This window comes from Streptomyces sp. NPDC006602 (assembly GCF_042870385.1).
Taxonomy (GTDB): Bacteria; Actinomycetota; Actinomycetes; order Streptomycetales; family Streptomycetaceae; genus Streptomyces.
The window spans coordinates 1-23,645 of sequence record NZ_JBIAHG010000062.1 but is presented as its reverse complement, the minus strand read 5'-3'; the positions used below and the strand labels follow the sequence as shown (position 1 = coordinate 23,645).

23 protein-coding genes are annotated in these 23,645 nt (G+C 70.0%); 6 read left to right on the top strand and 17 right to left on the bottom strand.

What is annotated here, in order from left to right:
• Window positions 1-194 precede the first annotated feature (194 nt).
• The 4 genes from ACFYO2_RS47865 to ACFYO2_RS47850 form a co-directional block, all read right to left on the bottom strand.
• On the bottom strand, window positions 195-2,303 hold the full coding sequence (locus ACFYO2_RS47865) for an AAA family ATPase (RefSeq protein ID WP_388363364.1): 2,109 nt from the start codon (window positions 2,301-2,303) through the stop codon (window positions 195-197).
• Between the two features lie 294 nt (window positions 2,304-2,597).
• Entirely contained in the window at window positions 2,598-2,816 is a 219-nt protein-coding gene (locus ACFYO2_RS47860) for a hypothetical protein (protein ID WP_388363362.1), read from the bottom strand.
• Window positions 2,813-3,175 carry a DoxX family protein gene (locus tag ACFYO2_RS47855; protein WP_388363359.1) on the bottom strand — a complete coding sequence of 121 codons (363 nt, stop codon included), beginning with the start codon at window positions 3,173-3,175 and terminating at the stop codon, window positions 2,813-2,815. Before ACFYO2_RS47855 ends, ACFYO2_RS47860 begins: the two co-directional genes overlap by 4 nt.
• A gap of 154 nt (window positions 3,176-3,329) precedes the next feature.
• A complete protein-coding gene (locus ACFYO2_RS47850) occupies window positions 3,330-3,869 on the bottom strand; it encodes a cupin domain-containing protein (protein WP_388363356.1) in 540 nt (179 codons plus the stop codon).
• An 82-nt stretch (window positions 3,870-3,951) separates the two neighbouring features.
• Here ACFYO2_RS47850 and ACFYO2_RS47845 point away from each other — a divergent pair, with 82 nt between their 5' ends.
• Window positions 3,952-4,803 carry a LysR substrate-binding domain-containing protein gene (locus ACFYO2_RS47845; protein ID WP_388363353.1) on the top strand — a complete coding sequence of 284 codons (852 nt, stop codon included), beginning with the start codon at window positions 3,952-3,954 and terminating at the stop codon, window positions 4,801-4,803.
• Window positions 4,804-5,161: 358 nt separating this feature from the next.
• On the opposite strand, the gene ACFYO2_RS47840 is transcribed toward ACFYO2_RS47845, so the two are convergent.
• The 9 genes from ACFYO2_RS47840 to ACFYO2_RS47800 form a co-directional block, all read right to left on the bottom strand.
• Entirely contained in the window at window positions 5,162-5,635 is a 474-nt protein-coding gene (locus ACFYO2_RS47840) for a cupin domain-containing protein (protein ID WP_388363351.1), read from the bottom strand.
• A gap of 77 nt (window positions 5,636-5,712) precedes the next feature.
• Window positions 5,713-5,994 carry a beta-ketoacyl synthase N-terminal-like domain-containing protein gene (locus ACFYO2_RS47835; RefSeq protein WP_388363348.1) on the bottom strand — a complete coding sequence of 94 codons (282 nt, stop codon included), beginning with the start codon at window positions 5,992-5,994 and terminating at the stop codon, window positions 5,713-5,715.
• 36 nt (window positions 5,995-6,030) lie between these two features.
• Entirely contained in the window at window positions 6,031-6,906 is an 876-nt protein-coding gene (locus tag ACFYO2_RS47830) for an FAD-dependent monooxygenase (protein ID WP_388363346.1), read from the bottom strand.
• 10 nt (window positions 6,907-6,916) lie between these two features.
• Window positions 6,917-8,089, bottom strand: a complete 1,173-nt coding sequence (locus ACFYO2_RS47825; RefSeq protein WP_388363344.1) for a monodechloroaminopyrrolnitrin synthase PrnB family protein — start codon at window positions 8,087-8,089, stop codon at window positions 6,917-6,919.
• The gene (locus ACFYO2_RS47820; protein ID WP_388363342.1) at window positions 8,086-9,087 is read right to left on the bottom strand and encodes a methyltransferase; all 1,002 of its coding nucleotides are present in this window, start codon (window positions 9,085-9,087) and stop codon (window positions 8,086-8,088) included. Before ACFYO2_RS47820 ends, ACFYO2_RS47825 begins: the two co-directional genes overlap by 4 nt.
• Before the next feature lie 35 nt (window positions 9,088-9,122).
• Window positions 9,123-9,533 carry a cytochrome P450 gene (locus ACFYO2_RS47815; RefSeq protein WP_388363339.1) on the bottom strand — a complete coding sequence of 137 codons (411 nt, stop codon included), beginning with the start codon at window positions 9,531-9,533 and terminating at the stop codon, window positions 9,123-9,125.
• A gap of 117 nt (window positions 9,534-9,650) precedes the next feature.
• Entirely contained in the window at window positions 9,651-10,694 is a 1,044-nt protein-coding gene (locus tag ACFYO2_RS47810) for a methyltransferase (protein WP_388363336.1), read from the bottom strand.
• Window positions 10,695-10,870: 176 nt separating this feature from the next.
• The gene (locus ACFYO2_RS47805; protein ID WP_388363333.1) at window positions 10,871-11,029 is read right to left on the bottom strand and encodes a hypothetical protein; all 159 of its coding nucleotides are present in this window, start codon (window positions 11,027-11,029) and stop codon (window positions 10,871-10,873) included.
• 213 nt (window positions 11,030-11,242) lie between these two features.
• Window positions 11,243-12,004: an SDR family NAD(P)-dependent oxidoreductase gene (locus ACFYO2_RS47800; RefSeq protein ID WP_388363331.1), complete on the bottom strand. Its 762-nt coding sequence runs from the start codon at window positions 12,002-12,004 to the stop codon at window positions 11,243-11,245.
• Between the two features lie 198 nt (window positions 12,005-12,202).
• Between ACFYO2_RS47800 and ACFYO2_RS47795 the strand changes: the two genes are divergently transcribed.
• Window positions 12,203-12,778: a TetR/AcrR family transcriptional regulator gene (locus tag ACFYO2_RS47795; protein WP_388363328.1), complete on the top strand. Its 576-nt coding sequence runs from the start codon at window positions 12,203-12,205 to the stop codon at window positions 12,776-12,778.
• Between the two features lie 249 nt (window positions 12,779-13,027).
• On the opposite strand, the gene ACFYO2_RS47790 is transcribed toward ACFYO2_RS47795, so the two are convergent.
• On the bottom strand, window positions 13,028-14,923 hold the full coding sequence (locus ACFYO2_RS47790; RefSeq protein WP_388363326.1) for an ABC transporter ATP-binding protein: 1,896 nt from the start codon (window positions 14,921-14,923) through the stop codon (window positions 13,028-13,030).
• A gap of 200 nt (window positions 14,924-15,123) precedes the next feature.
• Between ACFYO2_RS47790 and ACFYO2_RS47785 the strand changes: the two genes are divergently transcribed.
• Both ACFYO2_RS47785 and ACFYO2_RS47780 read left to right on the top strand, forming a co-directional pair.
• Window positions 15,124-16,092: a YbhN family protein gene (locus ACFYO2_RS47785; protein ID WP_388363323.1), complete on the top strand. Its 969-nt coding sequence runs from the start codon at window positions 15,124-15,126 to the stop codon at window positions 16,090-16,092.
• Between the two features lie 202 nt (window positions 16,093-16,294).
• Complete coding sequence (locus ACFYO2_RS47780) at window positions 16,295-17,392, top strand: mechanosensitive ion channel family protein (protein WP_388363320.1); 1,098 nt, start codon at window positions 16,295-16,297, stop codon at window positions 17,390-17,392.
• A 4-nt stretch (window positions 17,393-17,396) separates the two neighbouring features.
• On the opposite strand, the gene ACFYO2_RS47775 is transcribed toward ACFYO2_RS47780, so the two are convergent.
• Window positions 17,397-18,938 (bottom strand): M1 family metallopeptidase, encoded by a 1,542-nt coding sequence (locus ACFYO2_RS47775; protein WP_388363367.1) that lies wholly within the window; start codon window positions 18,936-18,938, stop codon window positions 17,397-17,399.
• A gap of 224 nt (window positions 18,939-19,162) precedes the next feature.
• On the opposite strand from ACFYO2_RS47775, the gene ACFYO2_RS47770 reads away from it, so the two are divergent.
• The gene (locus ACFYO2_RS47770; RefSeq protein WP_388363318.1) at window positions 19,163-21,382 is read left to right on the top strand and encodes an NADP-dependent isocitrate dehydrogenase; all 2,220 of its coding nucleotides are present in this window, start codon (window positions 19,163-19,165) and stop codon (window positions 21,380-21,382) included.
• Window positions 21,383-21,604: 222 nt separating this feature from the next.
• Here ACFYO2_RS47770 and ACFYO2_RS47765 read toward each other — a convergent pair whose 3' ends face one another.
• On the bottom strand, window positions 21,605-21,946 hold the full coding sequence (locus ACFYO2_RS47765; protein ID WP_388363316.1) for a DUF5713 family protein: 342 nt from the start codon (window positions 21,944-21,946) through the stop codon (window positions 21,605-21,607).
• Window positions 21,947-22,030: 84 nt separating this feature from the next.
• Between ACFYO2_RS47765 and ACFYO2_RS47760 the strand changes: the two genes are divergently transcribed.
• Window positions 22,031-22,828 carry an N-formylglutamate amidohydrolase gene (locus ACFYO2_RS47760; RefSeq protein WP_388363313.1) on the top strand — a complete coding sequence of 266 codons (798 nt, stop codon included), beginning with the start codon at window positions 22,031-22,033 and terminating at the stop codon, window positions 22,826-22,828.
• Window positions 22,829-23,030: 202 nt separating this feature from the next.
• Here ACFYO2_RS47760 and ACFYO2_RS47755 read toward each other — a convergent pair whose 3' ends face one another.
• Complete coding sequence (locus ACFYO2_RS47755; protein ID WP_388363310.1) at window positions 23,031-23,555, bottom strand: hypothetical protein; 525 nt, start codon at window positions 23,553-23,555, stop codon at window positions 23,031-23,033.
• Between the last annotated feature and the right edge of the window lie 90 nt (window positions 23,556-23,645).

Here is a 23,645-nt window from a genome sequence, read left to right as displayed (position 1 = left end):
GGCGGGGGCACTCGTTCGAGGGACGAGTGCACGGAACCCGCCCGTGACCGCCGATCGGCCTCTACACTCCCACCGCTCGACGTTTCCCCAGGTCAGACATCAAAGTACTGCTGGAGTACTAGAAGGCTCATGAAGATCTTGGGTTCTGGCCCTGCCGGGCCAGAACCCAAGATCTTCATGAGCCTTCTAGGGCGCTACTGGCCTGGGATGCGGCCCTGCGTCTCCCACTGCCACACGCGGTCGCGTACGTCGTCGATCGCCCGCGTCAAGTGCCGCCGATAGGTGCTGAACGCCATGTTCAGCCGCCGTGCCACGGCTTCCTGGGTGGATGGCGACTGGAACGTCATGGTGAGCACCGCGTGCAGGTGCCGCGTGCGCGGATTGGCGTCCAGCCGCTGTATCGCTTTGCCGATCAGCTCCCGCAAGGCGTCCACGGGGTCGTCACCACCGTGTGCCTCCACCAGGCGGCAGCGCAATAAGGGGTTGTCCGCGAGCCCGTCGGGGTCGAGCCAGGACCGCAGCGCCTCACGGACGGCGGCGTCCGACTCGGCCCGGCTCAGGGGCCTGAAGCGGGCACTCGGCTCGTCGACCGGTTTGCCCGGTGGTCCGCTGAGCAGGCGTGCGTCGATGCCCTCCGCCCACTCGTCCACGCGCACCGCGCGCCAGTCGTGGCAGAACAGCCCGTAGCCGAGGTCCGCGTCCGTGGCCACGCTCGGCGGCCGGAAGTGGTCCATGTATGTCATGAGCGGTTCCCAGAAGTCCGGCTGCGTGATGACGACGCAGGACCAGGCGCAGCTACTCGCCCGCAGGAACTCGAAGATGATGCGGATGTGCACCAGATCCCACGAACGGGAGGGACGGTGATGGGTGGCCGGGTGGATCATGAACCGCGCCACACCGAGGTGTTCGCCCTGCCGCAGCGGCGCCGTCGCGGAGACGGACTGCCACGCCTGGACCACGACGGGGTCGGCTTCCCGTATGTCGTCGTCGAGCGCGTCGATCCGCAACCAGGCCATGAAGCCCAGAAGTTCGCCCGAGCTGTACCGGCGGTGCACCCGGAACGCCTCGGGCTGACGCTCCAGCCAGAAGGAGACGATCCTGGCGTTCTCCTCGCCCTCGACCTTGCGGGTCATGGCCACCAGGTCGTCGGCGTCCTCAGGACGCAACGGCTCTTCGTAGGCGCCGCTCTCGTCCCGGCTCCCGTGGAACTTCTTGGTCCATTCATCCCTGGAGATGATGTAGTTGTACGCCCCCGTGGCGCGCAGCGCCTCCTTCTCGGGGGCGTTGTGGATGCGCTCGACGAGATGTCGGCGCATCGTACGGTGCATGGTTTTGTACTGCTCCGGATCCCGCCAGCGGAAGTCGCTGTCCAGGGAGTCACGGATCACGTCGTGCGGATACACGCCGAAGCGGCCGGAGCGCACGAAGGGCAACTGGCGCAGCCAGGAGAACAGTTCGGCGGCGTCTTCGCCCGGCAGGACGGCGCGCAGAAGGTCCTCCGTGGTGTCCAGCGCGTGGCCGCACACCTCAAGTGCACGCCGGTGGGACGGAGACGGAAGCTCTCCGACGAGGTGCGACAGCAACTGCTCGACCACGGTGCGCGAAGGGGTCCAGACAACGTTGGCATCGGTGTCGTGCGCGGCCACTTCGGCGGCCAGACGCAGGGCGAGCGGATTGCCCGCGGCGAAACCGAGGAGTTCGGCGTGCAGTGCCGGGTCGGCGCCCTGCGTGGCGAGGAGCGCTGCCGACTCCCCGGGGCCCAGCTCCTTCAGCGAAACGACGTGCATCACCTCACTCCACCCGAGATCGGCCTTCCAGTAAGGAGCGGGCGGCAGCCTGCCGGCGAGCACGACCAGCACGCCCGTCGGCAAGCGAGGCAGGAAGCGGTCGCGCAGCCAGTCCTCCATGTCCCGGTAGCGCTCGAAGCTGTCGACCAGCAGGACAGGGCGCTCCTCGGTGAAGACCTCCGCCGCCGCGTCCTCGAAGGCCGACGGGGAGGGCTCGATGATGCACGCGTCGATGGTCACCACAGGCCGGCCCATGGTGTGCGCCTCCGCGGCGAACCGCTGCAGCAGCGCGCTCTTCCCGATCCCTCCGGGCCCGTGGATCACGATGACGAGGGGTGCGCCGGTTTCACCGTCCAACCCACTTCGGAAAAGGTTGAGTTCATCCTCCCGGCCGACGAATTTCCGCATCCGGGCATGCGCCAGCGTGTCGGCCAGTACGCCGCCCTCCACCGGCCCGACGGCTGAAGTGCCGCCACCGTGGCCATCCGGCCGAGCGGCGCAGTCTTCCCTCGCCATGCCGTTTTCTCCTCTTTCCCCCGAGATTTTCCGGCGGCTCATAAATGAGCGCGTCAGAACCGTTCGCACACAGCTCAATTTATAGGAGACTCCCGGGTGCCAATTCCAGGCGGCACACCCGCAGTTGGTGCCGTCGAACGGTCACCCTCCGATTCCGTGACGCGATCACGACGCGGTCTTCCGAAGCGGCGCCGGCAGACAAGGCCGCACGCCACGGAGACGAAGGCGTCGTGCGGTTGAACGCGTCCTCCCCGGCACAGCGAGCCGTTTGGACCGGCGGAGCAGGGCGAAGGTCTACTCGACGACGCAGCGGAGCTTGTCCAGGCCCTTGATGTCCGGCGCGCCCTTGCGGATGATCACCGGCAGGAGCCGGCGGCGCCGCAGCTCACGCCGTACCGCCCAGAAGTCGTACGCCTTGTCCTCTTGTCCTGCGGAACGGACTCGGGCCGCTGTCGCGGACGGCCCGGTCGTCCGGCCACCGGCGGGTTGTCGTCGACCAGGTCTCGACCTCACAGCCATGTCGTTGCCAGCCAGATGGTCACGGCCGCAGCGAGAACGAGCGCGATGTTGAGTGCGATGTGGCGGTCTTCGCGGCGCAGGTGGACTGTGGTCGCGCCGATCTGCAGGAGCACGAACCCGATGGCCGCAGCCGGTGCCAGCCAGGGCGCGATGCCGGCCAATGGCGGCAGGATGAGCCCGATCGCGCCGAGCACTTCGAGCACCCCAATCGTCCTGACGGCCGGCATCGGCGTACGGTCCACCCACGCCATCATCGGCTGGAGCTGCTCACGGGTCTGGATCACCTTTATCCCACCCCCGTAGAGGTAGAAGAGCGCGAGTATGCCGGCAACGATCCAGTACGCGACTTTCATGATTCCCATCCACGACTACCAGTTGTAAGTGATCACATTCATGCATCACGCGGGAGCACCTGAAGGCACACACGTGTGCGTAGTAACCCGGGACTTGAGAAACAGGAGCAGCCGCCTCGGCTGCACCGATCCGGTGACAGACAGCCAGGCGGCTTCATCCTTCCGGCTTCCGGGCGAAGTCGGTGGCGGGCTCGGTGGCGTAGCGACTCATCGCCTGGATGGTCGCCTGTGCGGTCAGTTCCCGGCCGCCGACGATCATGTCCTGCAGGTCTCGGAAGTACTGCACATAAAGGTCGGGGGTGAAAAGGCTGAGCATGACGGCCGGTTGGTCGGTCAGGTTGGCGAAGGTGTGCGGGGCTCCGGGCGGGATCATCACGAGCGTGCCCGCGGTCGCGTCGTACGTCTTATGTCCGACCGTGAACCGCACCGTGCCGGAGATGACGTAGAAACCCTCGTCGTGCTGGGCGTGGCGGTGCTGGGGTGGTCCCTCCGTACGGGGGGCGAGGACGGTCTCGCCGATCCCGAGACGGTGCCCGGTGGTGCTGCCGTCCTCCAGGATGCGCAGTTGCGTGGTGCCCAGGAGGATCATCTCGCCCTCGTCCGGACCGACCACCGATACGGCGGGGCCGGCCATCGGTTCGCCGGTCACATGTTCGCCGGCCATCGGTTCGCCGGTCATCGGTTGGTCTGTCATGCTCCGATTCCACCGCCGGGGCACCGCGGCCGTCCAAGACCGATTAGGTGGCCTCGATACCCCACGGGTATCGTCGCCGGTCATGGAGCTACGCACGCTGCGCTATTTCGTGGCCGTCGCAGAGGAACTCCACTTCGGCCGGGCCGCCGCCCGGCTGCACATGAGCCAGCCGCCGCTGAGCCGGGCGATCAAGCAGCTGGAGACCGACGTCGGTGCCGTCCTGTTGCACCGCTCCGCCGCAGGCGTCACGCTCACCCCGGCTGGGGCGGCGCTGCTCGAGGAGGCGCGTATCCTGCTCGACCAGGCCGACCGGGTACGCGTTCGCGTGGCCGCGGCGGCCGGCGCCGCGACCATCACCGTCGGCATCCTGGGCGACACCGCCGACCCGGGCGCAACCCGGTTGGCCGCCGCGTACCGCCGGCAGCACCCGGATGTCGAGGTCCGTATCCGCGAGACCGACCTGGCCGATCCGACCTGCGGGCTGCGCGCCGGGCTGGTCGACGTCGCTCTGACCCGCAGGCCGTTCGACGAGACCGGCCTGACGGTGCACGACCTGCGCGCCGACCCGGTGGGCGTGGTGCTGCGCGCCGACGATCCGCTGGCCCGCCACGACCACCTGAAGCTGGCTGACCTGGCCGACCGGCGCTGGTTCCAGTTCCCGGACGGCACCGACCCGATCTGGCAGTCGTACTGGAACGGTGGCGAGCCTCGCGAGGGTCCGGTGGTGCGCGCCGTCCAGGAGTGCCTGCAGGCAGTGCTCTGGAACGGCACGGTCGGGATGACTCCGCTCGGGCACGATCTGCCCGGGGAGCTGACCGTGGTACCGCTGATCGACATGGCGCAGAGCCCGGTGGTGGCGGCGTGGAACGAGGGCGACGCGAACCCGATGATTCGGTCCTTCGTCCACATCGCAACGGCCGCCTACCGCGGCTGAGCGCCGCACGGCCGGCACCGGGTACGACCAGTACGCCACGCTCGGATTCCGCGCCCGCGCCGCGGTCTTCCCGCGCCTGAGGGCGGGAGACTGCCCCGGCCACGCCGGCAGGACCGGCTCGGTCATCGCCCGCCCATCGTCAGCCACGATCCACGGCCTTTGCGCCCGCACCCACGCCCGAGCCCGAGCCCGCACCCGCACCCGCACCCGCACCCGCACCCGCACCCGCACCCGCACCCGCACCCGCACCCGCACCCGCACCCGCACCCGCACCCAACGAACGGCTCAACTGCCGTACCGGTCACGGCCATCAACCCCGAACCACGAGACCATGTCACGAGCTGTACCGCAGGGCGCGTCAGTCGAAGGTGAATCCGTATTTGTCGGCGACAGCGGCCATGGCCTTCACATCGACCTCGTCGAGCGGCGGTCCCACCTGTCCGCGCACACCGGGCGTGCCTATTTCGGTGAACATCGCGTCCATGCCGCCCGGGGCGTACAGGAAGTAGATGCGCGCGGGCTTGGTACGGCTCAGGTTCCTGAAGGAGTGCCGGACGCCCTTGGGCACGTACACCACGCCGCCTGCTCCGACCTCGTACTCCTCGTCCCCGGCGGTGATGACGAGTTGCCCGTCCATGACGATGAACGTCTCCGACTCGCCGTGATGCGTGTGCGGAGGGGGCCCGGCGTCCGCGGGCATGATCGCCTCCACGAGGGAGAGTTCGCCGTTGGTCTGCGTCGCCTTCAGCAGCGTGGTGTACGTGTCGCCGACGAGGAAGACAGGCTCACCACCGTCCGGCGGAACGTGTACGGGCGGAATGTGCAAAGACACGGGTGTTCCTTTGGGCCAAATGACGTTGTGACAGGAGTCTTGCGCCAGTGATCACCCAGGAACAGACCACGAGGTGCTCAATCGGTGCTCATCCTCAGCCAATGGCGTTCGGTCTGCCACGGGTAGGTGAGCAGGGGGACATAGCGGGTGTCACTGTCGAAGTCCCCGACCCGGGGCAGGTAGCCGGACCGGCGGGCGGCCACCTTGCCGGGGGACGGCTCTGGCGCGTAGAAGGCATCGACGTCGTAGCGGTCCGCAGGGGTCTTTCCCGTGGCGTCCCTGCCCGTCCTCAGCAACTCCCAGAAGCTGTCGACGTCGGGTGCGCCGGGAAAGCGGCAGGCCATCCCGGTGATCGCCACCGGCTCCCGGGGGCTCTCCGCTGGATGTCCTGAGGTTCATCGAAAGTCGCCTGCGCCTCGCGCGGCGACGGACGGGGGTGTGAGCGTGGGCCTGGTGTTGACGTACTCCCGCTCCAGGCCGGAGGCGGCCGCGTAGTGGGCGGCGGTCCGGGCGAGTTCCCGTTCGGACATCACCTCGCGCACATCGCGGAAGCCGTGGGGAGCGCGTTGGTGCACCGTGGTGATGACGGACTCGGGGCCCTGGCGACGGTTGTCCGCCTGCAGCCGGGTCATGGCGGGCCGACGGTCCGATTCGTAGCGGGCCAGGGCCTGCGGGATGTCGTCCGCCGTGGCGAGTGCGTGCGCCAGGACGCGGGCGTCGATGACCGACTGTGTGGCCCCGTTGGATCCCATGGGGTACATGGCGTGGGCCGCGTCGCCCAGCAGGGTGACATTGCCGAACGTCCAGCGGGGCAGGGGGTCACGATCCACCATCGGGTACTGGTGGACGCGTCTGGCGCCGCCCAGCAGGGCGGGGATGTCGAGCCAGTCGAAGCGCCAGTCCCCGAAGTGCTCGAGGACGCGGGCCGTGGTGACGGACCCGTACGCCTCGTCACGACGGGCCGGCCGGCCGCCGGTGGCGGCGCCGGCCGGCCGGGCGGCCACCCAGTTGACCAGCACACGCGTGCCGGTGGGGTGCCGGGCGACCGGATACAGCACGATCCGCCGGGTGTCGTCCCCGGTGACGATCATCGACTCGCCGGTGAGGAACGGCTCGGCCCAGGTCGTTCCGCGCCACATCACCATCCCGTTGCCCGGTGGCGGACCTTCCTGCAGGTACAAGGACGCGCGTACCGCGGAGCGAATCCCGTCGGCGCCGATCACCAGGTCGGCCCGGACCGTCTCGACGGTGCCCGTGCCGGCCCGCTCCATCACCCGATTCTCATGAGGTCCTCCGTTCGCGGGCGGTGAGCGGACTCCCGTCGTCGGCGGATGCCGCCGGTCCAGGGCTCGTACGGACCTCGCGGGAGCGCACGGTGGACTGCCGAACGCGGGTGGCGTTCTCGCGCGTCAGGGTGGCCAACCGGTCGAGGAGTTCCAGGCTGCCGCCGCCGCTGCCGAGTGGCTGGAGACGGATCTCCTCGGCGTAGGTGTCGCGCGCCACCGCCGAGTGTTTGCCGCGAAAGACCAGCAGCGCCCGGAGTGCGCGGCTGACGGCCTCGGCGGCGGCACGCACCTGGGGCGAGGGCGGGCTGCCGTGGGGCGGCACGAGTGCGGAGGTGACGCGCGTGACGACGGAGGGGCATCGCGCCCACCGTTGGTACAGGAGTTGCCACTGCGGCAGGCCGTACCGCGCGGACTCGCGCCACAGCCCGGCGTCGGTCTCGCCGCCGTGGTCACTCGCCCACAGCGCGAGGTCGACCAGGTACAGCGGCGCGTGTGCGGCGGCCGGACCGAGGTACTCGGCGCCGTCGACGGTGACCGCTTCGAAGTAGGGACGCAGTGTGCGCGCGAAGAACTCCGGGGTCACGTTCGCGAGCACGATGTCGATGGCGTCCTCGAGTGACCGGATCAGGGCCACGACCTCATGGGCGGCCATGGCGAAGTCCGGCTGGTGCGGATCCAGTTCGTCGAACCGTCGGCATTCCTCGACCGCGAAGACCAGTCGTGGCAGCGTCACACGCACCGAGGCCATCAGCATGCGTTCCTGGCGGTCGCCGGTGTACATCCGCTCACGGGATCCGGTGGGGTTCCAGCCAATGTAGTGCTGGACCGTGTCCCGGGGCACCATGCCGGTGCGGGCGCCCAACTCAAGCAGGACCGACCCCAGTTGAGGCACCACCCGGGTCGGTTGCACACCGTGGCGCCTGAGCGATCCGAGGAGGATGCCGAGATCGCGCATCGTCGCCGCGCAGGCCTGCGGCGAGAGCCCCGCCACAAAGCCATCCGTCGGCGTCAGATCCCGTAACAGGCCTACCAGGGCGTTCACATCGGCGGTGGAGTTCATCGCCCACACCGCGGGCAGCAAGCCGTCGAACCTCAGCGGATCGAGGTCCGCGACGAAGGGATCGCCGGGAACGAGCAGGTCTTGCCGCACTACCGTCACCGCCCTCATCGGGCCACTCCCTCGACCAGAGTGAGACTCTCCGAGATCGGTTCGAGGCGACTGAGCCGCAGTCCAGCCCTCGCGAAGAGCCCGAAGTAATCCGCTTCCCGCCTGAGTCCCCCGGGCGTGGCTGCCATCATCAGCAGGTCGAGCCACTTGGAGAACGACGGGTCGTTGCCCGGTTCCACGACGGTGTCCAGTACGACGACCCGCCCGCCGTCGGCCATGGCCCTACGGCAGTTGTCCAGGATCCGGGCGGCGCCGTCGTCCGGCCAGCCGTCGATCACATGCTTGACCACGTACAGATCGGCTCCCCGGGGTACTTCGTCCAGGAAGTCGCCGACGACGAGCTCGCATCGGGGCAGCGGGCCGCCGAGCCCCGCGTGCGCCGCCTCGATGCCCTGCGGCCGGTCGAGCAGTACGCCGGACAGGTCGGGACAGCCGGCCAAGAGGGCGGAGAGGAAGGCTCCGTTTCCGCCGCCCACGTCCACGACCTTGCGGAAGCGGGAGAAGTCGTAGGCGTCGACGATGTCCGAGGTGTCCCACCGGCTCCAGTCGTTCATCGCCCGGTGGAGCGTGGCCGCGGCCTGGGGGTGCGTGTCGAAGTACGCGAAGACCGGCATGCCGAAGCGCTCTTCGAACGCCGGCCGGCCGGTCCGTACCGTGGCGAGAAGGCTCCCGAAGGCCTCGTACATCTCTTCGTTCACCATGATGGCGAACTGCCGCATGCTGTCCGGGTGGTCGGTCGCCAGCGGCTCGGCGAGCGGTGTCAGTTCGACCGTCCGGTTCTCCTCGACCCGGAAGATGCCGAGGCCGGCCAGCGCACGCAGGATTCGGTACAGGGCGGTGGCGTGGACACCGGCTTCGGCGGCCAGGTCGTCGACGGACCGGGGGCCGTTCACCAGCATGTCCGCGATGCCGAGCTTGGCCGCCACGTAGACGGCCTGTCCGGACCACGCGCCTGTCATCACCTGCAGGACCTGCGGGCGAGTGCGCTCATGTGTCATGAAAATCCCTTACGTGTGTGTATCCGCCGCACCGGTCACCAGGCGACCGGCAGCGACTCCAGGGAGCTGAGCTCCTCGCCCTCGGTGAAGCGCAACTCCTCGAGCCCTGCCGCGAGCCGCAGACCGGGCAGGCGCTCTGCCAACAGGCCCAGTCCCACCTGGAGTTCTGCCTTCGCCAGATGTGCGCCGGGGCAGTAGTGAGGGCCACCCCCGAACATCAGCTGCAGCGACCTGCCCCGGTCGAAACGCACCGTGTCCGGTGCCTCGTACACGGCCTCGTCGCTGGCGGCCGAGCCCATCGCGATGACCACGGCCTGCCCCTTCTCGACGGTGCCGGACGGCAGTTCGACGTCCTCGTCCGCCAGGCGCAGCAGCCGCGGATCACCCAGTGACCTGAGCCCGACCACCGTGCGCCCCGACCGTATGCCGCTCGCGCCGGAGTCCACCTGGCTGTACCGCCCCCGGGGTGGGCCCTCTCCACGGAATCCGGAGCCCATTCACGCACCGGAGGCACAAGCGAAGTGCTTGCGCCTCCGGAGAGATACCCGCGCTCTTTCCGACGATCAGAGAAGAGTCGTCTCCAGAATGGAGAGGGGCGAAGGGGTAGCCACCACACGGTCGAGGCTGAACCCGGCGTCGCCGAGAAGCCGCTCGTACTCCCGCTCCGTGCGTTCCTTGCCGCCGAGCATGCCCAGCATGGTCAGGTCGACGATCTTCGCCATGTGCGGTGCGTCGCCCTCCGGCACGATGGCCTCGATCACCAGCAGGCGGGCGCCGGGCCGAGCCGCCTTCCTGATGGCCGCAAGGATGCGGCCACTCTCCTCGTCGTTCCAGTCGTGGAGGATGTAGGCCAGCACGTAGACGTCCGCGGTCGGCACCTCCTCGAAGAAGCTGCCCCCTACGACCTCCACGCGATCGGTCAGGCCGCGTGCCGCGAGCACGCCGTGCGCCGCCTGCACGACCTCCGGGAGGTCGAAGACGATCCCGGAGTGATCCGGATTCCGGCTGAGCAGCTCCGCGATGATGGTGCCGTCGGCGCCGCCGAGGTCCGCGACGGTGCCGCCGCCCGGCAGGACATAGTCGTCGAGCATGCCGGCCCGTACGCTGGCCACCACGCCGGCCATCGCCTTGTTCGTCAGTGCGACGCGTTCCGGGTCTTCGACCACCCAGTCGAAGAAGGGCTTTCCGTAGTACGTCTCGGCGGCGGGCACTCCTGTCCTGACCGTGTCGAGCAGCCCCGCGAACGGGAGGTAGTGCGTCTCCATCCAGAACAGGGCCGCCGACCGCAGCGACATGGGGTGCGTGGCGGAGAGGAACTCCCCGAGCGGCGTCACCGCGATCCTGCCCTCACCTGCGTCCTGGAACAGCCCCAGCGGAGCCAGCGTGCGGACGAGGCGCCCCAGGGCTTCCTCGTGCGCACCGGTTTCCCTCGCCAGACTCGCGAGGTCCACGGGGCCGTCGGCGAGCTGGGTCGCCACATCCAATTTCGCGACAGCGTAAAGCGCTTGGGAAATCTGGAATCCGGCCAGCATCTGGGTCATCTGCATCAGAGGCGGGACGGTGGACGGAATGGCACCGGTGGAGTTGTCGTTCGCCGTGCTTTTCAACGTGGTGACTTTCTGGTTCAGCGGATTCTGCTGTCACGCCGCGCGTACGGCGAGCGCCTTCTGGGCTGTTCTTGATTGTTCCGGCGAATACGGGCCAAACGCTGCTCACCCCCTGCTCGCAAGGTGATCGACCTCTGTCCTGACCATCACCTGAGCCCCGCGCAGGGACCGCGGGTTCAGGGCACGATGAGCGCCTTCACCACCCGCTGGGCCGCGACGTCCTCCAGCGCGACCTGCGCCTCGTGGAGGCCGTACTCCCGGGTGATGAGGTCCGTCCACGGGAAGATCCGCCCGTACCGGGCCATGACCTGGACCGCCCGGTACAGGTGCCCCACGTCGCTTCCCCAGCAGCCGCGGACGTCCAAGTGCTTCTGGTTCAGGTCGAGATGTGCTCGCCGACCCCCGGATACCCGTGCCGAGACCGTCCCCCGGCATCAACAACAAGCGGGCGGCCACACCGCGGGACGAGCTCGCGCTGACAGCTCATGAGCCGCTCGCCTCATGCTCGCTCCTGTCCTCGGCGCCCAGGACCTGGCCGGCCGGTCGGATCAGACCTGTGCCAGGCCACCGTCCACGAAGAGTTCGATGCCGGTGATGAAGCTGGAGTCGTCGCCGGCGAGGAACACCGCGGCCTTGCCCATCTCGCGCGGGTGCGCGATCCGGCCGGTGGGGTTGCCCTCGCCCAGTTCGGCGATGAGCGCGTCCACTCCGTCGGCGCCCCGCGCCATCTCGCCCGCACTGCGGAGTGAGGCCGTGTCGACGGCGCCTGGGCTGAGGACGTTGATGCGGATGCCCGATCCCTTGACGTCCTGGATCCAGGCCCGGACGAAATTGCGCACAGCCGCCTTCGAGCCGCCGTACAGGCTCATTCCCCGCGGGGGCTGGACGGACGCCGTGGATCCGATGACCACGACGGTTCCGCCCGGGTTCATCAGCGGCAGCGCGGGCTGGACGGTGAACAGGACGCCCTTCGCGTTGACGCCGAACGTCCGGTCGAACTGTTCCTCGGTGATGGTGCCGAGGGATCCGTGGTCACCGATGCCGGCATTGGCGACGACCACGTCGAGGCGGCCGTGGCGTGCCACGACCTCCCGGTAGGCCGCCTCCATGTCCGCGCTGCGGGTGACGTCGGCGACGATTCCCGTGCAGTGGGGTCCCACGGTCGCGACGGCCTCGTCCACGTGGTCCTGCCCAAGATCCGTGATGACCACGTGGGCGCCGTGGGCCACGAACTCCTGGGCGATGCCCAGGCCTACGCCGGACGCACCACCGGTGACGACGGCGACCTTTCCTTCGAGCGAGAGGCTCATGGTGTTCTCCTGAGGGGTATGCGGTGTCGGCATGTGAACTGGCCGTAGGGCAGCCCTGGCACGGCGGACAAGGCCGTTCCGCTGAGCGAGGTGAATGGGCCGATCTGCCCTAGAGTGGAACTGGGGGCTACCCCATTTCTTGGAACTATAAGTGGGGGGCTCCCCACTTAGCAAGCCGGGACGACAGGAGACCGCAGCATGGCCAGGCAGACAGGGGGTCCGTTGCGCGCCGACGCCCAGCGGAACCGGGACAAGATCCTCTCGACCGCGGTGCGGGTGTTCGCCGAAGAGGGGCTCGACGCGCACCTGGAGCGCATCGCCAAGGAGGCGGGGGTCGGCTCGGCCACCCTCTACCGGAACTTCCCCACCCGGGAGATCCTGATCGAGGCCGCCTACCGCAACGAGCTGGCCAAGCTCTGCGACTCCGCGCCCGAACTGCTGGCCGTCATGGTGCCGCGCGACGCCCTGCGCGCCTGGATGGGCCGGTTCATCGACTACGCGACGGCCAAACTGGGCATGGCCGATGCCCTCAGGGCCCTGGTCGAGTCCGGCGTCAACCCGTACGCGCAGAGCCACGAGATGATGCTGTCCGCCCTCGACTCCCTGCTGTCAGCCGGTGTCGGCGCGGGGGCCATCCGCTCGGACATCACCGCGGCGGACATGTTCGCCGCCCTCACGGGCATCGCCCTCGCGTCCGGGAAGCCCGATCAGCGGGAGCAGGCGGAGCGCCTCCTCGACCTCACGCTGGACGGACTCAGCGCCGGTCGGCACTGACGCCGCGCCTGCGCCGGGCATCGTGCGAGGGCGGCCGGCAACCGCGCCGAGGGCTGGACGTCGCCTCCGCGCTGGGCGACGAGCTGACACGGCGCCTCCGCCCCAGGCCCCCTCGTGCACACCGTGCGCGGGCCGCAACGACCGACGAGCGGTGTGCACGAGGGGGCCGGTTGGCCGAAGACAGCGGTCCGACCCGCGCACCCGCGAGATCCCTGAGGCCGCCCCCGACACCTGAGCCGTCGGCCCCGCCTACGCCGCCGACCCGATCTCCGTCGCCCCGTCCGGCCCCTGCGTGAACTGTGTCCGGTACAGCTGCGCGTAGCGTCCGTCGACCAACAACAGTTCCTCGTGCGTGCCGCGTTCCACGATCCGCCCCGCCTCGACCACCAGGATCAGGTCCGCCGCGCGCACGGTGGACAGCCGGTGGGCGATCACGACCGCCGTCCTGCCCTCCAGGGCCTCGGCGAGTGCCTCCTGGACGGCCGCCTCCGAGGTGTTGTCCAGGTGGGCGGTGGCCTCGTCGAGAATGACGACGCGCTGGCGGGCCAGCAGCAGCCGGGCGATGGTCATGCGCTGGCGTTCGCCGCCGGAGAGGCGGTAGCCGCGCTCGCCGACCACCGTGTCGAGGCCGTCGGGCAGGGACCGTACGAGATCGTCGAGGCGGGAGCGGCGCAAGGCGTCCCACACCTCCTCTTCCGCGGCCGTGGGCCGGGCGAGGAGGAGGTTGGCGCGGACGGTGTCGTGGAAGAGGTGACCGTCCTGGGTGACCATGCCGACGGTGCCGCGCAGTGAGTCGGCGCTCAGGTCACGGACGTCGACGCCGCCGACCCGGACGGCGCCGCCGTCGGCGTCGTACAGACGCGGCAGCAGCTGGGCGATCGTCGACTTGCCGGCGCCGGACGAGCCGACCAGCGCGACCGTCTGTCCGGGGTCGGCGCGGAAGGAGATGCCGTGCAGGACCTCGGCGCCGCCCCGGGAGTCGAGGGTGGCCACCTCCTCCAGGGAGGCGAGGGAGACCTTGTCGGCGGACGGGTAGCCGAAGCGGACGTTCTCGAACTCGACGGAGACCGGGCCGTCGGGGACCGGCCGTGCGTGCGGCTGCTCCTTGATCAGCGGCTCCAGGTCCAGCACCTCGAAGACCCGCTCGAAGCTGACCAGGGCACTCATCACCTCGACGCGGGCGCCGGCCAGTGCGGTGAGCGGGGCGTACAGGCGGGTCAGGAGCAGGGCGAGGGCCACGACGGCGCCCGGGTCGAGGGTGCCGCGCAGGGCGAACCAGCCGCCGAGGCCGTAGACCAGGGCCAGTGCCAGGGCGGAGACCAGAGTCAGGGCGGTGATGAACAAGGACTGGGCCGTGGCGGTGCGGACGCCGACGTCCCGTACTTGGCGCGCGCGGACCGCGAACTCCTCGGACTCCTGCTCCGGTCGGCCGAACAGCTTGACCAGCGTGGCGCCGGGTGCCGAGAAGCGCTCGGTCATCCGGGTGCCCATCGCCGCGTTGAGGGCCGCCGCCTCCCGCTGCATCCCGGCCATCCTGCTGCCCATGCGCCGCGCCGGGATCACGAACACCGGCAGCAGCACCAGCGCGAGGAGGGTGACCTGCCAGGAGAGGGTGAGCATCACGGCGAGGGTGAGGACCAGGGTGACCACGTTGCTGACCACTCCGGACAGGGTGTTGCTGAAGGCGCGCTGGGCGCCGATGACGTCGTTGTTGAGACGGGAGACGAGCGCTCCCGTACGAGTGCGTGTGAAGAACGCGACCGGCATCCGCTGCACATGATCGAACACCGCTGTGCGCAGATCGAGGATGAGGCCCTCTCCGAGCGTCGCCGACAGCCGTCGGCCGAGCACGCCGAGGGTCGCCTCGGCGACCGCGATGAGGGCGATGAGCAGGGCGAGTCGTACGACCGTGCCCTCGTCGCCGCCGGACACGATCGCGTCCACGACCTTTCCGGCGAGGACCGGGGTCGCCACGGCGAGCAGCGCGGTCAGCACGCCGAGCGCCACGAAGCGGGCGATTCGGCGGCGGTGCGGGCGGGCGAACTCGCCGATGCGGCGGAGGGTGGCGCGGGCGAGGGGGCGGCGCTTCTGCTCGGCGTTCATGACGCTGTGCAGCTGCGTCCAGGCTGTGGTCTCCATGCTCATGAGAAGCACCGTAGGACCTCAAGCATGATTGAGGTCAATGAGATTCCGTCGTCCGCCCGTCACCCGCCCGTCCGCCCGTCACCCGCCCGTCGTTCGTTGACCCGCCGTCCACCCGCGCGAAGGACCCGATGACCGTACGCAATCCCTTGTCCCCGCTTCCGCAACCCGCAGTTGGTGCGGGGTGGGAAGCCTCTCCTGATGTGACAGCGGTACAACTCCCCGAACTCCCCCGCCGCCTCCCGGTCCGCCGGATCCGCCAGATCCTTTGTCTGCTTCCGCTCCTGCTCGTCACCGTCGTCGCGGTGGAGCACCGGTCCGTGCTCGCCGACGGCTTCGGTCATCTGCGGAACGCGGAGTTGCCCTGGCTGCTGGCCGCGGCCGGCGCCACCTGCCTGACCTGGGTCGCCGCCGCGCTCACCCGGCAGGGTGCCGTCGTCGAGCCGCTGCCCAAGCGGCGGTTGCTGGCCACGCAGTTCGCGGCGGGCGCGGCCAACCATCTGCTGCCGACGGGCCTGGGCGCGAGTGCGGTCAACCTGCGGTTCATGACGGTGTGCGGGCTTCCGCTCGCCCGTTCCTCCGCCGCGCTCGCCCTGTATCTGCTGGCGGAGTCGATCGGCCGGCTGGGCCTGCTGGCCGCGCTGCTCATCGCCTTCCCGGACGCGCTGCGGTTCGGGACGCTTCTGCCCGAGGGGGCCGTGGGCCCGCTGGTGGTGGCCGTCGTGGCGGTCCTTGTCGGGGCGGCCGGCATGCTCGCGTGTGTACGACGGCTGCGTACGGCCGTGCTGTCCTTCCTGCGGACCGCGCTGTGCGAGGCGCGGTCGGTGCACAGGCGTCCGGCCCGGGCGCTCGCCCTGTGGGGCGGGTCGCTGGCCTTCCCCGCGTTGCAGGCGGCCGGGCTGGCCGCTGTGGGGCGGGCGCTCGGGCTCCCGGTGCCGCCCGCGCACATGGCCCTCGCCTATCTGGCGGCGACGGTCGCGGTAGCCCTGGTGCCCGTGCCGGGCGGGATCGGCTCGGTCGAGGCGGCGCTGATTGTGGCCCTGGTGGCGGCGGGCGGCCCGGTGGCCGTGGCCACGGCCGTGGTCCTCACCTACCGGATCGTCACGGTGTGGCTGCCGCTGGTGCCGGGGGCGTTGACGCTCGGCGCGCTGGTACGGCTGAAGGTGATCTGACCGAAACGCCGCGATCCGGCGCCGGTCCAGGTACGAACTCCCGTACCGGATGCGGCAGGATGAGCGGTCGCGCCGAGCATGGGGGGCTTCCTGGTCGGCGCGGCCTCTCATCCCGGAATCGAACAGGTGGCAACGTGACGCAACTTCACATCCGGCCGTCGGCGAGGTTTTTCGCCGCAGGACTTCTTCCCGGAGGTGACCGGTGAAGCGGGATCTCACCATGGACGACCTGGTGATCGCCGGCATCGCCGTGATCGCGGGGCTGCTGGCGGCGTTCCTGCTGCGCATGCTGCTGCGCTGGCTGGGCAAGCACGCCGACCGCACCCGCTGGGGCGGCGACGACGTCATCGTGGAGGCGCTGCGGACGGTCGTACCGTCGGCGGCGATCGCGGGCGGCGCGGCCTCCGCGGCGGCGGCACTTCCGCTGGTCTCGGCGGTCCAGCACACCGTCAACCAGATCCTGACCGTGCTGCTGATCTTCGTCGTGACGGTGGCGGCGGCCCGGCTCGTCGCCGGTCTCGTCCGGACGGTCACCCAGTCCCGCTCCGGGGTCGCCGGATCGGCCACGATCTTCGTCAACATCACCCGGGTGCTGGTCCTGGCGATCGGCTTCCTGGTGGTGCTGCAGACGCTCGGCATCTCCATAGCGCCGATGCTCACCGCCCTGGGCGTCGGCGGTCTGGCGGTCGCCCTGGCTCTCCAGGACACTCTCGCCAACCTCTTCGCGGGCATCCACATCCTCGCCTCCAAGACCGTCCAGCCCGGCGACTACATCAAGCTGAGCAGCGGCGAGGAAGGCTACGTCGAGGACATCAACTGGCGGCAGACCACGGTCCGCGCGCTCTCCAACAACCTGATCGTCATCCCCAACGGGGAGCTCGCGAAGTCGAACATGACCAACTTCATGCGCCCCGAACAGCAGTTGACGATCCTGGTCCAGGTGGGGGTGGCGTACGACAGCGACCTGGAGCAGGTCGAGCGGGTGACGATCGAGGTCGTCGCCGAGGTGATGACCGAGATCACCGGCGCCCTCCCCGAACACGAGCCGCTGGTCCGCTTCCACACCTTCGGCGACTCCCGGATCGGCTTCACGGTGATCCTGGGCGTCGGCGAGTTCAGCGACCAGTTCCGCATCAAGCACGAGTTCATCAAGCGCCTGCACCGGCGCTACCGCGACGAGGGCATCCGCATCCCGGCGCCCCAGCGCACGGTGGCCCTGCAGCAGGGCGCGGTGGTGATTCCGCAGCAGAGGGGTGCGGAGACCGAGCCGGGCGAAGTCCCCTCCGCCCGGCTCGACTGATCCCTTACAGCGTGGCCGAGTTGTCGTGGTAGTGCCCGTCCGTCCGGCTCTCGGGCTGCCGCAGCGACGAGCTCACCGGCGTCACCGTCCAGTCCGGATGGCCGGGCATCCGCGGGGTCTTGGTGCCGTACAGCCAGTCGCGCAGGAAGCCCGACTGGTCCTGCCCGGAGACCTCCGAGGCGACGGCGATGTAGTCCTCGGTGGAAGCGGACGCGCCCCGGTACCGCTCCAGGAACGTGCGCTCGACGGCGTGGAAGACGTCCTCGCCGACGGCCTGCCGAAGCGCGTAGAGGACCAGGACGCCGCCCAGGTAGCGCTGGCTGTCGAAGAGGTTCGCCTCGCCCGGCGACGCGACCGGCCCGGAGGACTTGCGCCACTGGTCGCCGCGCGCGTACGTGTCCTTCATCCGGGCTTCCATCGTGGTCAGGCCCAGTGAGTCGGTCCAGCCGCGCTCGTAGCGGTACAGCAGGCCGTAGAAGTCGGCGTGTCCCTCGTTCAGCCACAGGTCCGCCCAGGTGGCGGGGCTGACGCTGTTGCCGAAGTAGGAGTGGACCAGCTCGTGCATCATGTGCGAGCCGATCTTCGGCTCCGCCTGGAGCAGGTAGTTCGGCTTGTACAGGGTGAGGGTCTGGGTCTCCAGGCCCGTGAAGTCGAAGGCGGCCGGGTCGTCGGAGTTGCAGGGCAGCAGTCCGTACGTCTCGAAGGGGTACGCGCCCAGCCGCTGCTCGATCCAGTCGACCAGGCCGGGGGTCAGCGCGAGCGCGGGTTCCAGGGCGGCGGCGCGGGCCACCGGCACGACGTCCCGCAGCGGGAGGCCGTGCGGGCCCTGCCGCTCCTTGACCACGTAGTCGCCGACCGTGATCTGCACCAGCTCGGTCGCCAGCGGCGAGCGGGACCGGTAGGTGTACGCGGTCCGGTCGCCGCCGAGACTCTCGGTGCGGACCAGCAGACCGCTCGCCACGCCCCGCAGGCTGCCGGGGACGGTGATGCGGAAGGTGAAGTCGGCCTTGTCCGCCGGGTGGTCGTTGCAGGGGAAGACGGTGTGCGCCGAGTTCGGCTGGGGGCACACCGCGAAGCCGTCCGGCGTGGCGACCCAGGCGGTGTGCGCGAGCTCCCGGCGCGGGTCGGCCGCGTACTCCACGCACACGGTGACGGGCACGTTCGCCGGCAGCGGGCGCGCCGGCGTGATCCGCAGCTTCTCCTCCGCCTGCTCGTAGGCGGCCGGGCGGCCGGCGACGCGGACGGCACGGACGTCCAGGCCGAGGGCGTCGAGGGAGAGCCGGGTCAGGGCCTGGGTGGTGCGGATCCGCAGGGTCGCCTCGGCGTCGACGAGCCGGGTCGTCGCGTCGTAGGCGAGGTCGAGGTGGTAGGCCAAGACGCGGTAGCCGTCGTTGCCCAGGCTCGGGAAGACGGGGTCACCGAGGGTCTCGAGGCCCGGGGTGCCGGTCTCCTTCGCGGCCGCGTGTGCCAGAGGTGCCGTGGTCAGGGCCGCTGCCGTGCCGACAAGGACGGCCGCCGGAGCCGTCACTCGGGTGCGATATCTCATGGTCAGCTTTCGCTCGGGCGGCCGGGTGGTCGGGTCCGGCAGCCGCATCCAGTGGGCGATCGTGGGCGATCACCCTCCATGACGGCATGATCGGAAGCCCAGGTTGCCTGGGAGCGAATATTTCCCACTTGTCCTGCACGACTGTGCGGACCCCTGTCGAGACAAGGTCGGCCACGAGATATCTTGATGTCGAGCAATGTTGCAGACGTGGAGCGGAGCACCCGGTGACTGACTCGACCATCATCTATACGCACACTGACGAGGCCCCGGCCCTGGCGACGTATTCCTTCCTGCCGGTGGTCCAGGCGTACGCCTCGCAGGCGGGTGTCGCCGTCGAAACCCGCGACATCTCCCTGGCCGGGCGCATCATCGCGCTGTTCCCGGAGTACCTGCAGGAGGGGCAGCGCATCCCGGACGACCTCGCGGAACTCGGCGAGCTCGCCAAGACGCCCGAGGCCAACATCATCAAGCTGCCGAACGTCTCGGCGTCGATCCCGCAGCTCAAGGCCGCGATCGCCGAGCTGCAGAGCCAGGGCTACGCGCTGCCGAACTACCCGGACGACCCGAAGACCGACGAGGAGCGGGACATCCAGACCCGCTACGACAAGGTCAAGGGCTCCGCGGTCAACCCGGTCCTGCGTGAGGGCAACTCCGACCGCCGCGCCCCCGCGTCGGTCAAGAACTACGCCAAGACCCACCCGCACCGCATGGGTGCCTGGTCCCCCGAGTCGAAGACGAACGTCGCGACCATGGGCGTCGACGACTTCCGCTCCACCGAGAAGTCCGCGGTGATCTCCGAGCCGGGCTCGCTCCGCATCGAGCTGGTCGGCGACGACGGCTCCACCAAGGTCCTGCGCGAGTCCGTACCCGTCCTCAAGGACGAGGTCGTGGACGCGTCCGTCATGCACGTCGCGCCGCTGCGCGAGTTCCTCACCGCGCAGATCGCCAAGGCCAAGGCGGAGGGCGTGCTGTTCTCCGTGCACCTCAAGGCCACGATGATGAAGGTCTCCGACCCGATCATCTTCGGTCACGTGGTGCGCGCGTTCTTCCCGAAGACCTTCGCGAAGTACGGCGAGACCCTCGCCGCGGCCGGCCTGACCCCGAACGACGGTCTGGGCGGCATCTACAAGGGCCTGGAGGCCCTGCCCGAGGGCGCCGAGATCAAGGCCTCCTTCGACGCCGAGCTCGCCGAGGGCCCGGAGCTCGCCATGGTCGACTCCGACAAGGGCATCACCAACCTGCACGTGCCGTCCGACGTGATCGTCGACGCCTCGATGCCGGCCATGATCCGAACCTCCGGCCACATGTGGGGCCCGGACGGCCAGGAGGCCGACACCCTCGCGGTCCTGCCGGACTCCAGCTACTCCGGCGTGTACCAGGCCGTGATCGACGACTGCCGCGCCAACGGCGCCTACGACCCGTCAACGATGGGCTCGGTTCCGAACGTCGGCCTCATGGCGCAGAAGGCCGAGGAGTACGGCAGCCACGACAAGACGTTCGAGATCCCGACCACCGGCACGGTCCGCCTCGTCGACCAGGCCGGCAACGTCGTGATCGAGCAGACCGTCTCCGCCGGTGACATCTTCCGCGCCTGCCAGACCAAGGACGCCCCGATCAGGGACTGGGTGAAGCTGGCCGTCACCCGCGCCCGCGCCACCGGCAACCCGGCGGTGTTCTGGCTGGACGAGACCCGCGCGCACGACGCCAACCTGATCGCCAAGGTCAAGGCGTACCTGCCGGAGCACGACACCGAGGGCCTGGACATCCGGATCCTCAACCCGGTCGAGGCCACCAAGCTGTCGGTGGAGCGCATCCGCCGCGGCGAGGACACCATCTCGGTGACCGGCAACGTGCTGCGTGACTACCTCACCGACCTGTTCCCGATCCTGGAGCTGGGCACCAGCGCCAAGATGCTCTCCGTCGTCCCGCTGATGGCGGGCGGCGGCCTGTTCGAGACGGGCGCCGGCGGTTCCGCGCCGAAGCACGTCCAGCAGCTGGTCAAGGAGAACTACCTGCGCTGGGACTCGCTGGGCGAGTTCTTCGCGCTCGCGGCCAGCTTCGAGCACCTCGCGCAGACCACCGGCAACGCCCGCGCCCAGGTCCTCGCCGACACCCTCGACCGCGCCACGGCGACCTTCCTCAACGAGGACAAGTCCCCGACCCGTCGCGTCGGCGGCATCGACAACCGCGGCAGCCACTTCTTCCTGTCCCTGTACTGGGCGCAGGAGCTGGCGCAGCAGACCGACGACGCGGACCTGGCGAAGGCCTTCGCGGCGCTCGCCGAGACGCTCGCCACCAACGAGCAGAAGATCGTCGACGAGCTGAACGCCGTCCAGGGCAAGCCGGCCGACATCGGCGGCTACTACCGGCCCGACCCGGCGAAGTCCGCCGCGGTCATGCGCCCGTCGACCACGTGGAACGAGGCGCTCGCGTCCCTGAGCTGACGCGACGGCCTCCCAGAGGCGCCGCGTTGCTCCGCCCCGGTCGGCAGCTGCCCGGCCGGGGCGGAGCGGCGTGCGGCAGCAGCCGTCCGGGAGCGGATCCGGGGCTGTCTCCAGCCGGGCGTCACGACCGTGATGCCGCACGGGGCGCCGACGCCCGAACGTCACCGGCGCCCCGGGCCGCCGGCCCGCCACCGCCGACCGCTGCGGTGGATCCCCGAGGCCTCACCAGTCCCGGGTGGCGATCAGCTCCTCGACGTCCGCGTCCGCGAAGCCGTAGGCCTGCGCCACGAACCAGAAGTTCTCGGCTATCTCCTCGCGCGCCACGGTCTCGATGTCGCTGTCGGCCTCCTCGAAGGCGGCCTGCAGGTCGTTGAACTCGTCGGTGGCGGCCCGGGTCAGGACGTACAACGCCTCCAGGTCCGCGGGCCGTTCGGCCTCGATGCGCTCGCACAGCCGCAGCAGGATCTCCTTGTCCCGGTCCACCACGTGGTCGGGGTAGTAGTCGTCCCCGTAGAGCCCCTTGAGAAACGGGTGTGCGGTCACCTGCTGGTTGCTGACGGGCATGCTGCTCCCCCGCCCTTCCTGGACGTTTTGATGTGGCACCTTGATCGTGCACCATGCCACTGACAACGCCCCGGGAGCCGCCCGATGACCTCTGCCGCACCGTCCTTCGCGCTGCTGCCCGGCGCGGCCGACTCCCCGGTGATCCTGCATGTGCCGCACTCGGCGCGGGAGATACCGCCCGCGGTGCGGACGGGGATCGTGCTGGACGACGCGGGGCTGGAGCGGGAGCTCGATCACATCACCGACGCGCACACCGCCGAGATCGCCGCGGCGGCCCGCGGGCTGTCCTCGGTCGCTCCCTGGCGGTTCGTCAACCGGCTCTCCCGGCTGGTCGTGGACCCGGAGCGGTTCCCGGACGAGCGGGAGGAGATGCTCGCCGTGGGGATGGGCGCCGTGTACACGCGGACCACGCACCGCGAGCCGTTGCGGCCCGCCGACACCGACCCGGAGCCCTTGCTCGACCGGTACTTCCGGCCGTACGCGCAGGCCATGACCCGGGCGGTGGCCGACCGGCTGGCCGCCGCCGGGCGGGTCGTGATCATCGACGTGCACTCGTATCCGACGCAGGCGCTGCCCTACGAGCTGCACGGTGAGGGGCCGCGGCCGCCGGTATGTCTGGGTACCGACTCCTTCCACACGCCGCCCGATCTGCTCGCCGCGGCACGGGAGGCGTTCTCGGGGTGCGGGGAGATCGGGCTCGACAGTCCGTTCGGCGGTGCGTACGTGCCGCTGGAGTTCTACGGGACCGAGCCGCGGGTGGGTGCTCTGATGGTGGAGATCCGCCGGGACACGTACATGAGCGAGCCGGGCGGTCCGGCCGGCCCCGGACTGACTCGTCTCGCGACGGCACTGGCCGGCCTCGTGGACGTCCTGACCGGCTGACCTCCGGCTGGAGCACCGCCGCGCCACAGGCCGGCGGGCGAGGGTGGGGGCGGGGCCTGCCGAGGAGACCATCACGCTGACCGGGCAGGTGCCGCCGCCGGTAGGGGACCGGCCCGCGCCCGACCTGGAGAGGCCCGCTGCGCGGGCCCTGCCGGTCAGCCGGTGACGGACGGCGGACGGGCCCGCGGTGACGACCGACCGGTCAGGCCCGCAGCCACTCCGTGACCACCACCTCCCCGCCGGCCCGCAGCCGCAGCGCGAAGGGCCCGGCGGGAGCCACCTCGGACATGAAGCGCCCCATGTCGTCGGCGACGAGCGAGGCACCCGCCCGGGGCCCGCTGAGCACCTCGATGCTCGCCGGCTGCGGCGGCAGCACCTGCCCCATCAAGCCGTGCGAGGTCACCTCGACGTCGACGGTCACGGCACCGGAGTGGAAGGTCAGCATCCGCGGGGGATCCGCCGCTCCTCTGACCGGGATCGCGTCCACCAGCGAGTCGAAGGTCAGCTCGGCGAGCCGGGCGTCGAGGTCGTGCAGCGCGTAGGCCTCTACGGCGAGCTGCCGCAGCTCGGCCGGCACCGGGTCCAGGATGCCAGCGGCCAGGCGCAGATCCTCCAGGAGGCCGTCGTCGGCCTCCGTGTCGGGTCCGGCCTCGAACTCCTCGTCGCCGATGCCTTCTTCGGCGAAGGAGTCACCATTCACGTCGTGCAGATCACCCATGCCGTTCATCTGGGTCCTCCGTGGATACTCCGGCGTTTACGCCGGAGAGGAAACGGACTCCTGCGGAGCAGGGCAGGGAGCGGTGTTTCGCCGTCAAGG